Annotated in this window: 14 protein-coding genes; 3 read left to right on the top strand and 11 right to left on the bottom strand. The window is 57.5% G+C overall.

The window, feature by feature from the left end; genetic code table 11:
* Positions 1-8: 8 nt before the first annotated feature.
* The 3 genes from GUC22_RS12380 to GUC22_RS12370 form a co-directional block, all read right to left on the bottom strand.
* A complete protein-coding gene (locus GUC22_RS12380) occupies positions 9-377 on the bottom strand; it encodes a copper-binding protein (protein WP_004135529.1) in 369 nt (122 codons plus the stop codon).
* A gap of 72 nt (positions 378-449) precedes the next feature.
* Complete coding sequence (locus GUC22_RS12375) at positions 450-869, bottom strand: hypothetical protein (RefSeq protein WP_004135527.1); 420 nt, start codon at positions 867-869, stop codon at positions 450-452.
* A 240-nt stretch (positions 870-1,109) separates the two neighbouring features.
* Positions 1,110-1,910, bottom strand: coding sequence for an MBL fold metallo-hydrolase (locus GUC22_RS12370; RefSeq protein ID WP_049089030.1), 801 nt, complete (start codon positions 1,908-1,910; stop codon positions 1,110-1,112).
* A 184-nt stretch (positions 1,911-2,094) separates the two neighbouring features.
* On the opposite strand from GUC22_RS12370, the gene tam reads away from it, so the two are divergent.
* Positions 2,095-2,847, top strand: a complete 753-nt coding sequence (tam, locus tag GUC22_RS12365; protein ID WP_004135522.1) for a trans-aconitate 2-methyltransferase — start codon at positions 2,095-2,097, stop codon at positions 2,845-2,847.
* A 244-nt stretch (positions 2,848-3,091) separates the two neighbouring features.
* On the opposite strand, the gene GUC22_RS12355 is transcribed toward tam, so the two are convergent.
* The 7 genes from GUC22_RS12355 to sad form a co-directional block, all read right to left on the bottom strand.
* A complete protein-coding gene (locus GUC22_RS12355) occupies positions 3,092-3,532 on the bottom strand; it encodes a GNAT family N-acetyltransferase (protein ID WP_024358072.1) in 441 nt (146 codons plus the stop codon).
* Positions 3,533-3,836: 304 nt separating this feature from the next.
* Positions 3,837-5,288, bottom strand: a complete 1,452-nt coding sequence (locus GUC22_RS12350) for a tagaturonate reductase (protein ID WP_024358071.1) — start codon at positions 5,286-5,288, stop codon at positions 3,837-3,839.
* 111 nt (positions 5,289-5,399) lie between these two features.
* On the bottom strand, positions 5,400-5,930 hold the full coding sequence (locus tag GUC22_RS12345) for a GNAT family N-acetyltransferase (protein ID WP_004135516.1): 531 nt from the start codon (positions 5,928-5,930) through the stop codon (positions 5,400-5,402).
* Between the two features lie 90 nt (positions 5,931-6,020).
* Positions 6,021-7,433 carry a GGDEF domain-containing protein gene (locus GUC22_RS12340; protein WP_024358070.1) on the bottom strand — a complete coding sequence of 471 codons (1,413 nt, stop codon included), beginning with the start codon at positions 7,431-7,433 and terminating at the stop codon, positions 6,021-6,023.
* Positions 7,434-7,540: 107 nt separating this feature from the next.
* Positions 7,541-7,915 carry a DUF4186 domain-containing protein gene (locus GUC22_RS12335; protein ID WP_064342739.1) on the bottom strand — a complete coding sequence of 125 codons (375 nt, stop codon included), beginning with the start codon at positions 7,913-7,915 and terminating at the stop codon, positions 7,541-7,543.
* Positions 7,915-8,841: a glutaminase B gene (gene glsB / locus GUC22_RS12330; protein WP_004135510.1), complete on the bottom strand. Its 927-nt coding sequence runs from the start codon at positions 8,839-8,841 to the stop codon at positions 7,915-7,917. The genes GUC22_RS12335 and glsB overlap by 1 nt, the downstream gene beginning before the upstream one ends.
* Positions 8,842-9,045: 204 nt before the next feature.
* Positions 9,046-10,434, bottom strand: coding sequence for a succinate-semialdehyde dehydrogenase (gene sad, locus GUC22_RS12325; RefSeq protein WP_177897790.1), 1,389 nt, complete (start codon positions 10,432-10,434; stop codon positions 9,046-9,048).
* Between the two features lie 102 nt (positions 10,435-10,536).
* Between sad and ptrR the strand changes: the two genes are divergently transcribed.
* On the top strand, positions 10,537-11,415 hold the full coding sequence (ptrR, locus tag GUC22_RS12320; RefSeq protein ID WP_004135506.1) for a putrescine utilization regulator PtrR: 879 nt from the start codon (positions 10,537-10,539) through the stop codon (positions 11,413-11,415).
* Here ptrR and GUC22_RS12315 read toward each other — a convergent pair.
* Entirely contained in the window at positions 11,369-11,851 is a 483-nt protein-coding gene (locus tag GUC22_RS12315) for a GNAT family N-acetyltransferase (RefSeq protein ID WP_049085887.1), read from the bottom strand. The genes ptrR and GUC22_RS12315 overlap by 47 nt on opposite strands.
* A 145-nt stretch (positions 11,852-11,996) precedes the next feature.
* Between GUC22_RS12315 and GUC22_RS12310 the strand changes: the two genes are divergently transcribed.
* On the top strand, positions 11,997-12,941 hold the full coding sequence (locus GUC22_RS12310) for an L-lactate dehydrogenase (protein ID WP_049085886.1): 945 nt from the start codon (positions 11,997-11,999) through the stop codon (positions 12,939-12,941).
* The last annotated feature ends 7 nt before the right edge of the window (positions 12,942-12,948 follow it).

Below are 12,948 nucleotides of genomic sequence, written 5' to 3'. Positions count from 1 at the left end.
CTCCGGAATTAGTGCGCGGTCATCGAAACGAGCGCGTAGCCGGAGTCCGTCTGACGGAAGGTGAAATCAACCTTTTGTCCCACCGCCAGCTTTTTATCGTGGTTATCGCCGAGCGCAAAGCTCATGGTCATCGCTGGCCAGTTCAGCTCGGCAACCGGAGCGTGGGCAATCACCACGGCATTGTCGCGCCAGGCTTTAATGACCCCGTTCGTTGAATAAAGGGGGGCGGAATCATCCGGCTTATTCATCCCCGGCATCTCCGCCATCGCGGACATATTATGGTGATGCATCGCGCCGTCTTCCGCGCTGGCGGAAAATGAAGTGAGGGAAAAGGTCAGAACGCTGGTAATAAGCAGAAAAATAGAGGTCGAACGCATAATAAAGTCTCCGAAAAAAACATAAAGTCGCCCGCAGACCGGGCAGATCTGATGGATGTTTTTAACGGCGTTTTATTCCCTGAAACGGCAGAAGCGTATTTCAGCCGGCGGACCGGTGACCGGCGGCGTCCGCCAGTCCATACGTTCAGCGCAGGTCTCCTGCTGCGGGGAAACCACTAATAGCGCGGTTTCGGAGGGAAGCGCGTTCAGCTGTAAAGAGGTTAATGAGTTTGGCTGCGCGGTATCGGGGTCGCAGTGCTTCTCGCAGATGGCTTTCTGACCGACGCTTTCCATGCCGGGCATGCTCATCACGCCATCGACAATATGGTGAATCTGCGCCTGCGGCGCCACCGGCTGCTGTTGGCCGCCGTGGTGCGCCGCGACGGTCAGCTGAAGGTTGAGCAGTAGCCAACAGGCAATAACAAGCCCCGCGCGGATACGAAGCCGACGCCGGGTTGCTTGTTTTAATAATGCCTGCAGTGACGCAATCATAGAGATATTCGCAATAAGAAGACCGCTGAATTAAATCACACTCATCGGCAGAATTAAATGATATTTCAAAGAGAAAAACCCACGTTAAATAGAATGAAGTTTCTCTATAAATATTTACACCAAAAAGGGATATCAGTATTTGACCTTCCCCCTGGGGGAAGGTGTATAGCCGACGGTTAATGTATTTAATAAATAGCAAAAATGTTATTTATATGTAATTAGCAAAAGTGAATGCGATTGTTATTCCAGCACCAACGTATCGCCGGTGGCCGGGGCGCTATCCGCGGCAAGCCACCAGCGCCCCCATGAACCGGTGCAGTGGCAGGCCATCACCTCCTCGACCTTCTGCTGGCGCAAGAACTGCTTTAGCCGACGTATCACCCACGGCGGCGCGCTGCGCAGGTGAAGGCCGCCGATGATGGCGCGTATCTGCTGGACGCCGGTGATCTTCTGACAGTGGCGAATCGTATCGATCAATCCGCGATGCCCGCAGCCGCAAATAATGACTAACCCCCGCGTCGAGCGGTAGATCAGCACGCCTTCGTCGGCAAGGTAATCTTCCCCCGGCGATTGACCCGCGAGGACGCCATAGGCTCGCGGACGCGCGACCGCAATCTCGCCGGACCACAACAGTCGTTCGCCGATCGCCAGCGGTTCGCGGCTGTACTCCATGCGGTGGCGGGAGTAGTCAATTTCTCGCGACAGTTTTTTGACTTTCCAGCGACGTCCAGCAAGGGATAACGCCGAGTAGCGCTGTTGCGCGATCAGCGGATGGCAAATGATACGGCTGTTATCCGGCAGCCATGGCACGCCGCCGCAGTGGTCGTAATGACCGTGGGAGAGCACCGTGGCGGTCAAGTCAGATAAAGAGACGCCCATCCGCTGCGCATTATGAAGAAAACTGCCGTCTGGCCCGGTATCAAACAGCACCCGGCTGGTTTCATCTTCCACAAGCAGGCTTAATCCGGGTTTCGCCTGCAGCAGGCTGTCCTGCCCCTCGCCGAGCCGGTTTTCAAGTAACACCTTAATGATTAACGCCATTTAATGACCATCCCCCCTTTTTTGCGACGCCTACTCTAGCCAACCTCCGCCGGGTCTACCGTGACGAACCCGGCATAAGTTAAGTGACACCGTCACATTTCGTTTGCATATAGCTGTTGTTTATTTGCCAGTTAAGCATTGCCGTCTATGCTGATGAACGAGTTTCTCTTAACCGGAGCGTGCTATGGCTGACTGGAATCCTTCATTGTATTTGCAATTCGGCGCGGAGCGCACGCGGCCCGCCGCCGAGCTTCTCGCCCGCATCGCCCACCATCCCGTAGCGCTGGCCGTTGATTTGGGCTGCGGGCCAGGCAACAGTACCGCTCTGCTACGGCATGCCTGGCCAGAAGCAACAATTATTGGCGTCGATAATTCACCGGCCATGCTGGAAGAAGCCGCTCAGCGGCTCCCGGACTGCCGCTTTGTCGAAGGAGATATCGCCGGGTTTCGCCCCGAGCGCCCGGCGGACGTTATTTACGCCAATGCTTCGCTGCAATGGCTAACGGATCATCAGCGGCTTTTTCCCCATCTGGTCAGCAATCTTGCGGAAAACGGCGTACTGGCGGTGCAAATGCCGGTTAACTGGCAGGAACCCTCGCACGCGCTGATGCGTGAGGTCGCGGAAGAGCTGGGATATCCAGCCAGCGGGCGGCCGCCGCTGCCGGATGTGCCGGAGTATTACGATATGCTGACCGCCTGCGGCTGCGAGGTGGATATCTGGCGCACCACCTACTTTCACCCGCTGGCATCGCACCAGGCCATTATTGAATGGCTGCAGTCAACGGGCCTACGCCCGTTTTTACAGCCTCTTGATGAACCGCAGCGCCAGGCTTTTCTCGAACGCTATCTGGCACGTCTGAAACAGCACTATCCGTTACAGTGTAACGGAAAGGTGCTACTGCTATTTCCGCGCCTGTTTATCGTCGCGCGCCGCTAGCGTGGTTGGCATAACGTATTGATGTTAAAGTAGGAACTAACGTTGCGGCGCCAGGCTCTGGCGCCGTACGTTCAGGTTTACCAGGACAGGTGATGGACCAGGGAGAGATCCCACGCGGTGGCCAGCAGCGAAAGAAACATGATGAGATTCACAACCGTCTCTATGCGTTTTTCCATTTTGTTACTCCTGAGTCGTTTCCCCTGTTTTACAGGGGAAATCTTAATAACTTCTTAATCTCAGATTTTCAGAGCGTCACGCGGTAACGAACATAGTCATCGGCTGGCGTAAATTCATCATACAGACGCCGGGCCGGATTATCAGTACGAGTGTGCCAGTACAGACGCGACCACCCTTTCTCTTTCCCTTCCGCTTGCAGCGCCTGCATCAATGCCCTGGCGATGCCTTTTCCGCGCATCGGCGGGGCAACGAACAGATCTTCCAGATAGCAAACAGGCATCTTTACCCAGGTGCCTTCGTGAAGGACACAAATCGCAAATCCAGCGACGTTGCCATCCGCCAGGGCCACGCGCCCCAACATGGGAGAAGCGGGATCCAGCATGCGCTGCCAGGTGTATTCCGTGACGTCCGGCGGCTGCGGGCTACCGTAGAAACGGGTATAGCCTTCCCATAGCCGTAGCCACTGCGCTTTATCCTGCTGGCCCACTTCACGAATTTCGATGACCATTGGTCTAACCTCTCGTTTGGATAAGGCATTATTTTCCTGCCGGATAATTTGATCAAGCGTCAGGGACACAATTCATCTTTTTCTCTTATTTGCCCTGATGATCGCTGCTGGACGAAATTGGCGCGTTCTTACAGACCTGCGCCAGTCAAAAAAGCAAAAAGGATGTTGTAACTAATGAAGGGAAAAAATAACCCGGCAGCGGCCGGGTTGCGTTCGATAACCAATCGCGTTCGGCACGGTGCCGGGATTCTTGCCGGGTAGCGGCTGGCGCCTTACCCGGCCGCAATCCGGTCGTTTCAGGATATCAGCACAGCGGCTTAACGGCGGCGCGCATACCGTCGCGCAAAATAGCATCCAGATCCTGCGCCACCTGCTCGGCCAGGCCGGAAACTTTCGTCAGGTCCTGCTCCCAGTGGGACTCAACGCAAAGCACCGCGTTTACCAGCTCGCGGGTGCTGATTTGACGATCCCGATGCTGGGCCCACAGCGCCTGATAGCTCTCTATCCATTCGGCGTCGTCCTGTACCGGATAGTTCTCGCCGTGACGCTCGGCGCGATAAAATGCGATCAGCGCCGCCAGCGCAAAGGTCAGACGCGCCGGGAGTTTCCCCGCTTTCTTCTGTCCCGCCAGCAGCTGCGGCAGAATACGGGTACGGTATTTAGTCATCCCGTTAAGCGCGATAGACAGCAGCTGATGCTTGATATAGGGGTTACGGAAGCGACCGGTTACCGCGCTGGCAAAAGACTCCAGCTCATCGCGCGGCAGATCGAGAACCGGAATGATCTCCTGGTAAATCGCCTTCTCGACGAAAGCGCAAATTTCCGCATCGTTCATCGCATCGCCCACGGTATCCAGCCCTGCCTGGAAGGCGACCGGCACCAGCGCGGTGTGCGCGCCGTTAAGAATGGCCACTTTACGCTCTTTGTACGGCTTAATATCGTCCACGATCAGGACGTTAAGCGGCAGTTTATCGAGTCGCAGCTCGGCGGCCAGAGATTTCGGCCCCTGAATGACAAACAGGTAGAAGTGTTCGGCGGTATCGAGGAAAGCGTCTTTATATCCCAGCTGCTCTTCAATCTGCGCGGCTTCATCACGCGGATAGCCGGTCACAATGCGGTCTACCAGCGTAGAACAAAAAGCGTTGGCTTCATCCAGCCATGCCACAAAGGCTTCCGGCAGCGCCCACTCCTGCGCATAGCGCAGCACCAGTTCACGCAGCGCTTCGCCATTATAGTCAATCAGCTCGCAGGGAACGATGACCCAGCCTTTATCCGCCGCGCCGGAGAAATGGCTGTAGCGTTCAAACAGCAGACGGGTCAGTTTAGCCGGATAGCTTACCGCGGGCGCATCGTCAAAACGGTCGCCCGCATGGTAGCTAATTCCCGCTTCGGTGGTATTGGAAAACACAAAGCGCATATCCGGGTTATGCGCCAGACGCAGCAGTTCATCGTAATCCGCATAGGCGCTAATTTCGCGGTTGACCGAGCGAATCAGGCGCGCATCGCTGACCGCTTCACCCTTCTCATTCAGGCCGCGAATTATCGTGGTGTAGAGACCGTCCTGGACGCTGAGCGACGGCGGGAACGTACTCTCAATCGGACGCACAATCACCACCCCGGCATTCAGGTCGGTATGCTCGTTTAGTAGATCGATCTGCCAGTCGATAAACGCGCGCAGGAAGTTGCCTTCGCCAAACTGAATGATACGTTCAGGGTACTGCGCGCCCGGGAAATCGCGACGGTTTAGTGTTTTCACAAGGGTTCCCTCATAGAGTAGTCATACAACCTGAGTAATTGGTCCAATAAGTTATCAGGTTTTTAGCTAAGTGAAACCCCGTTTTGATCAAAGCTGTATGCAATATCAAATTTAAGACAGAAATTTATAGAACAGCGACGTTGCCGTCAGCTCGCCGTCCGGCATCAGCGCATAGCGGGGGATTTCCCCGGCTTTTTCCCAGCCGCACTGCACGTAAAAGTTTTCTGCCCCACTGCCGGTTGCGGTATCCAGCACCAGAACGCTTTTGCCCTGCTCGCGCGCGATCGCTTCCAGCCGGGTCATCAGCGCATTCGCCAGCCCCTGACGACGCGCATTTTGGTGAACCAGGAGCTTGGCAACATCGGCGCGGTGCGGTTGGTTTTCCGGCTGGTCGGTAATCAGCTGTACCGTACCAACGAGCCGCTGCTCTGCATCCGCCGCGGCGAGGACAACGCGTTCCCCGGCGGCAACGCTTTGCGCCATTCGCAGCCAGAACGCCGTCGCGGTTTCCGGGGCGAAAGGTAGCATAAAGCTCACCGAGGCCCCGCCGTTGACGCAGCTGACGAGGATATCGGTTAATTCAGAAAGGTGTTCGAGAATATCGTCACGCGACAGCGTGCGCAGAGTGAAAGATGTGGTCATAGGTAACTCCTTGAAATTGACCACATCACTATGTTTTTAACTTATATTTAACACAAGCAAAATTATCATCGCGTTTTCTTATGGGGTTATTCAGGCCATTTCGTGCGTAAAAATCCGGTTGCGCCCGGCACGTTTCGCCCGAATCATCGAATCATCGGCTTCCATCAGCAGCTGGTTGAACAGATCCGTAACCCTGGCGGTAGCGAGCGGTTGGCTCTCCAGCCCCATGCTGACGGTCAGCTGGATTTTGTATTGCCCCCAGGTGAAGGTCTGCGATTCGATTCCCTGACGAATTTTTTCCGCCAGCACCTGTCCGTCCCGTTCTGATGAGGTCAGCGCCGCGACGGCAAACTCTTCCCCGCCAATGCGCGCCACCATGCCCTCTTCGCCCACCAGTAGCCTTACCTGCTGCGCAAACTGGGCCAGCACGCAGTCGCCGCACTCATGGCCCCAGCGATCGTTGACCTGCTTGAAGCCGTCGATATCCAGCACCATGACCGTTAACCGCTTATCTTCCGACAGCGGCTGACGTTTCAGCGCTTCGCTTAACCCCGAGCGAGAATAGACCCGGGTCTGAAAGTCAAAGTCAGCGCGCAGGGCCAGCTGTTTGACAAGATTATTTATCGCCTCGACGCTGGAAGCGACGATAATCGGGCTGATCAGCATCGCCGCGATACCCAGACGCGTCGAAAACAGCTGCCACGGCTGCATTCGTGTGTCGGGCGTGAGGTGAATCAGCGAGTTCGCCACCAGCAGAATTTCGCTAATCCCGGTAATAAAGGTCAGCAGGCAGGTCAGCGGCAGCGGGTAGCGAATCGCGCACCAGATCAGCGCCGGTAGCGGGAAGGTGATGCTCCCGGCCCCGCCCACCGCCACGCCGAGCACAATTGACAGCACCAGCGCAATCGCCGGTAACAGCTGACGCAGGCGAAAACGCCCGAACGCCGAAGGGAGCGTGAGGGTTAAAATGAACGGCAGGATCAGTACGGCAGTGGAAAACTGTTCGCTAAACCAGTCCGCCAGTTGGGGAATAAACGTGGCGCGTTCCACATCTACCGAACCCAGCGCCCCAACGGCCGCGCACAGCAGCGCCGCCAGCAGGCAATAGCAAAACAGGCTTAGCGCGTTGATCGGTCCCGGCATCGAATCCGCCCGCCGCTTATCCCACAAAATGAGCTGCGCCAGGGTAACGATAAATACGATATTGGAGAAATTGATCAGAAAGGAGGCGAGCCCCATCCCCCAACGCGAAGTTAAACCGTCATATACCAGCATGGCGGCAAAACAGATGGCGTAAAAATAGCTGCGATTTAGCCAGATATAACGCGCGAAAATCCCCGCCATCACCGCGTTAAGCGGCCAGAAGAACGACAATTCTTGTACCAGACGCAGCATCGCGCCGAAGAAATGCAGCAGTAGCGTTAAAGTGAACAACACCAGCGCATCACGCACGGGCTGTTCCTCACGAAACAGCGTGAATGACCGAATCGACAGTGGAGACATTCATGATTATCCGTCTAAATGTTTCAGGCAATTATTATGTTAATAATGAGTAAGCGGTTCATCATATCATGAGAATAATTATCAGGCATATACTGCCGCCCGATGAATTACGGTCTGCCGCGATCCGGCGAATTCATCTGGATCACCAGCCAGTGGTGAATAACCTGCACCACGTAGCGCTGCTCTTCATCGCTGAGCCCGCGCCCGCGCGGGATGGCGTGCCACTTCTCCAGACAGCCGCGACAGCAGGTCGCAGTGGCATGCTGGGCGATAAACACCGGATGTCCGCGCATCGGGGTCTGCTTGCCGTCGTTAGGAATGTGCGCGGGCGCCAGCCGCCGGGCGATAAAGTCCGCCGCGTGCTGGTCGATAACTTCCGCGCCCTTATCATAACAGTACTGCCGTTCTTTCACGCCGAGGCGAAAACGGGAGCGAAAAGTGGAACGCTGCAGGCGGGCAAACAGGCTTTCGATTGGCACCATCAGAACACCGACCTCCCCAGCTTTTGGGTGAGTTTTTCCAGTAAAGCAATCCCGGCCAGCGAGTTCCCCGCCTCATCGAGCTCCGGGCTCCACACCGCGATCGCCATCTCCTGCGGGACAATAGCCACAATCCCGCCGCCGACGCCGGATTTCGCCGGCAAACCGACGCGCCACGCAAATTCACCGGCGTTCTGATACATGCCGCTGGTCATCATCAGGGCGTTGACCTGCCGCGACTGAATCGGCGCAATCACCGGCGTCTCAAGGTGCGGGGCGATACCTCGGTCAGCAAGAAACAGAAAGGTGCGCGCCAGCTCCACGCAGCTCATCTCCAGCGAACAGTAGTGGAAATAGTTTTGCAGTACCGTGGCGACATCGTTATGGAAATTGCCGAAGGATTTCATTAGCCAGGCGATAGCGGCATTGCGCGCCGAATGATCGAACTCCGAGCGGGCAACCACCGGATCATAGGCGATATCGCCCACCCCGCTCAGACGACGAACGATTTCCAGCATTCGCTGGCGGGGCGCGCTAAGACGGCTTTGCAGCATATCGCAGACCACCAGCGCCCCGGCGTTAATAAACGGGTTGCGCGGTTTGCCTTGCTCAATTTCCAGCTGCAACAGCGAGTTAAAAGGCTGGCCGGAGGGATCTTTCCCCACCCGCTGCCAGATCTCCTCTTCCTGATAGTGATTCATCGCCACCACCAGGCTCAGGACTTTCGAGATCGATTGAATGGAGAAACGCTCGTGCGCGTCGCCGGCGCTGTAGTGCTGACCGTCGACCGTACAGATGGCCACGCCGAGCTTATCGCCGCTGACGCTGGCCAGCGCCGGAATATAGTCCGCCACTTTACCGCGTCCAATCAGCGGCCTGACTTCAGCCAAAATGGCATCGAGCATTGCGTTATTTATTACCGTCGCCACGCGCGGCTCCTTGCCAACAACAAAATTAGGGCGGTAATTATAGGCGCACGCGGCGCGAAGAAACAGCCTCTTTCTCGCTTCGGTGCCGCTAAGTGAATAGCTTAATCATATCGGGGCTTTTTTCCCGGGCTACGCGATCGCAGATGGCTGTGACCCGTAGCCCGGGCAGGGGCATTGCGCCGCCTCCGGGGGCAGTTTGTAGGGTTAGCGGCGATCTCTCCAGACAGTCTGCACGTTGCAGAATTCATGCAGGCCAAAATGGGAGAGCTCGCGGCCAAAACCGCTTTTCTTCACGCCGCCGAACGCCACGCGGGCATCGCTGGCGCAGTAGCCGTTGATAAACACCCCGCCGCACTCCAGCTCATCGGCAAAGCGCCGGGCCTGCGTTTCACTGGTGGTATAAACCGTTGCTGAAAGGCCAAATTCGCTCTCGTTAGCCAGCGCCAGCGCATGATCGGCATCGCGGGCTTCGGTAATCGTCGCCACCGGCCCAAACAGTTCCTCGCGAAAGCCGGTCATCTCAGCGGTGACGTTCCCCAACACCGTTGGCGCATAGTAGTTGCCAGCGCCTTCGATTTTTTCCGCGCCCAGCAACAGGGTCGCCCCCTCTTTTAGGGTTGCCCGAACCTGCTCGTGCAGCTCATCGCGCAGGTCGAAACGCGCCATCGGTCCAATATAATTCTGCTCATCGCGCGGATCGCCCATTTTCAGCGCGGCGACGGCGGCGACAAATTTCTGCGTAAAGGCTTCAGCAATACCCGCCTCAACGATGAAACGCTTCGCGGCTGCGCAGACCTGCCCGGTATTCTGGTAGCGGCCAATCACCGCCGCCTTCACCGCCTCATCAAGGTCGGCGTCGTTAAGGACGATAAAAGGATCGGAACCGCCCAGCTCCAGCACGCATTTTTTCAACGCCGCGCCGGCCTGGGCGCCAATCGCCTTCCCGGCGCGCACGCTGCCGGTGACGGTCACCGCGGCGATGCGCGGGTCGTTAATCATTTGCGAAACGCCGTCGTTGGTGGCGTTCACCCAGCCAAACACGCCTTCCTGCACGCCCGCTGCGGCAAAAATTTCGCCAATCATCGCCGCGCTGCCCAGCACGTTTGGCGCATGCTTAAGCAGATAGCTGTTGCCCGCCAGCAGAATCGGCACCGCGCCGCGCAGCACCTGCCACACCGGGAAGTTCCACGGCATGATCGCGAGGATAGCGCCCATCGGACGGTACTCAATTACCGCTTTATTGTCTTCAACCAGCGTCGCTTCGGTATTCAGCATCGCCGGGCCGTGTTCGGCATACCAGTCACAAAGATTGGCGGATTTAGCGACTTCGCCGCGCGCCTGGGCAATCGGTTTGCCCATCTCAAGGCTAATCATTTGCGCCAGCGCTTCGCTCCGGGCGCGCATCGCGGCGCCGACGTTACGCAGCGTCGTCGCGCGCTGCGCCACGCTGACCTTGCGCCATTGGCGATAACCCCGTTCCGCAAGGGCAATGGCTGAATCAACCTGTTGTTCGCTGGCCCATGGCAGAGACGACAGCGTTTCACCTGTCGTTGGGTTCACGGAAACCGCATGAGTGGCAGATAAATTCATCATTTTTCTCTCTGTGTTGATTGCGAAGTGACCTTATTCTGGCTTACCCTTCCCTTCATTAAAAATGAATAATATTGAGCAACCCTTTCACAAAAGAAGAACGCTATGGATCTGACCCAGCTTGAGATGTTTAACGCCGTCGCCAGCACAGGCAGCATTACCCAGGCCGCGCAGAAGGTGCATCGCGTGCCGTCGAACCTGACCACGCGCATTCGCCAGCTGGAGGCGGATCTCGGCGTCGAACTGTTTATTCGCGAAAACCAGCGCCTGCGCCTGTCGCCCGCCGGACACAGCTTTTTACGCTATAGCCAGCAGATCCTGGCGCTGGTTGATGAGGCGCGGATGGTGGTCGCGGGGGACGAGCCTCAGGGACTGTTTTCGCTCGGCTCGCTGGAGAGTACCGCCGCCGTGCGTATTTCCCCGACCCTGGCGCACTTTAATCAGCGCTATCCGAAGATCCATCTGGCCCTCTCCACCGGCCCGTCCGGCACCATGATCGACGGCGTACTCGAGGGCAACCTGAGTGCGGCGTTCGTCGACGGCCCGCTGGTGCATCCGGGGCTTGAAGGGTTACCGGTGTTCCCGGAAGAGATGATGATCGTCGCGCCATTTGGCCATCCGCCCATCGCCCGGGCCAGCGAAGTGAACGGCGCCAGCGTCTACGCGTTTCGCGCCAACTGCTCCTACCGCCGTCATTTTGAGAGCTGGTTCCACGCCGATCGCGCCACCCCGGGGCGGATCCATGAGATGGAGTCCTACCACGGAATGCTGGCCTGCGTCATTGCCGGCGCCGGGCTGGCGCTGATCCCGCGCAGCATGCTCGAGAGCATGCCGGGCCACCAGCAGGTTTCCGCCTGGCCGCTGGCCGAAGAGTGGCGCTGGTTAACGACCTGGCTGGTCTGGCGGCGCGGGGCGAAAACTCGCCAGCTCGAAGCGTTTATAGCGCTGCTGAACGAAGATCGACAAGCAGCAGTTTCTCCATAAAGATGCTTAACGGATCCGGCTGATACGGCGCGAAGGCGCTGCGGGTCTGATACCCATTGCGCGTATATAGCGCAACGGCGGCGTGCTGATGGATGCCGGTTTCCAGGCGCAGGGTATGGCATTCACGATTTATCGCCTCTTTCTCCAGCGCCGCCAGCAGTTTTTCTCCCAGCTGCTGGCCGCGATGGGCCGGGTTAATGAACACCCGTTTCATCTCGCCAAACCCCTCTTCGCCGAGCACGATCGCCCCGCAGCCAACGGCCTGCTGCCGGGTATCGCGGATAATTAGCGCGATAACCGACTCCGCCGGAAGCGCGCTCAGGTCGATCAGATGGTTGCTTTCCGCCGGATAGAGCGTCTGCTGGTAGGCGTCCAGTTCGGCAATTAAAGCGGTGAGGTCCGGGTGGTTTAGCGGGGTCGCGGCGATGGTGTACATAAATAAGCTCCTTTTTTGAGCGTACTGTAGCGCGCAGCGTCCGCAGCGCCGCCATAGCATTAACTTATAGCTTCCGGCCCCGCTTGCGCTAACCCCTTGGGAGGCAGTAATTTTGCGGCATGATGTCTTTTATCAGGATAAAACGATGAATACCAAAGCGCGCAAGGTGATGATTATCGGGGCCGGAAACGTCGGCGCCTCTGCGGCCTACGCCCTGTTAAACCAGTCGGTTTGCGAGGAGTTGATCCTTGTCGATCTCAATAAACCACGCGCCGAAGCGCACGCTCAGGACCTGAGCGACGCGGCCGCCTATATGCCGGGAATGATGACCATTTCCACCCGCGAAGCCAGCGACTGCGCCGATGTCGATATCGCGGTGATCACCGTTTCCGGCGGCGCGCTCAAGCCGGGCCAGACCCGATTGGATGAATTGACCAACACGGCGAAAATCGTCAAAAGCCTTGTCCCGCAGATGATGAACGGCGGCTTCAACGGCATCTTTTTGGTTGCCACCAATCCCTGCGACATCATCACCTGGCAGGTGTGGCAGCTTTCTGGCCTGCCGCGCGGCCAGGTGCTGGGAACCGGCGTCTGGTTAGATACCACCCGCTTACGCAGGGTGCTGGCCCAGGCGCTGGATATCGGCGCGCAAAGCATCGACGCCTTTATTCTGGGCGAGCATGGCGATGCCCAGTTTCCGGTATGGTCGCACTCGGCGGTTTACGGCTCCGCCATCGCCGATGTTTACCAGAAACATACCGGTAAAGCCCTCGACCGGGATCTGATTGCCGACAAGGTGCGTAAGCTGGGGTTTGAGATTTACGCCGGCAAAGGCTGCACGGAGTACGGCGTCGCTGGGACCATCGCCGAAATCTGTCGCAATATTTTCACCGGCAGCCATCGTGCGCTGGCGGTATCGTGCATTCTTGATGGCGAGTACGGGGTAACCGGCGCGGCGGCCGGCGTTCCGGCGGTGCTCACGCAAAGCGGCGTGCAGCAAATTATTGAGCTGCAGCTGGCCGATGATGAAGCGGAGAAGTTTCGCCACGCTATCGAGGTGATTAAAGCCAGTATCGCCCGTCTGCCGTAAGCCGCTT

The sequence above is a fragment of the Klebsiella sp. MPUS7 genome (assembly GCF_009905335.1).
GTDB classification, from domain to species: Bacteria; Pseudomonadota; Gammaproteobacteria; order Enterobacterales; family Enterobacteriaceae; genus Klebsiella; species Klebsiella grimontii.
The sequence above is the reverse complement of the archived record's forward strand: the minus strand, read 5'-3'. Positions and strand labels throughout refer to the sequence as shown.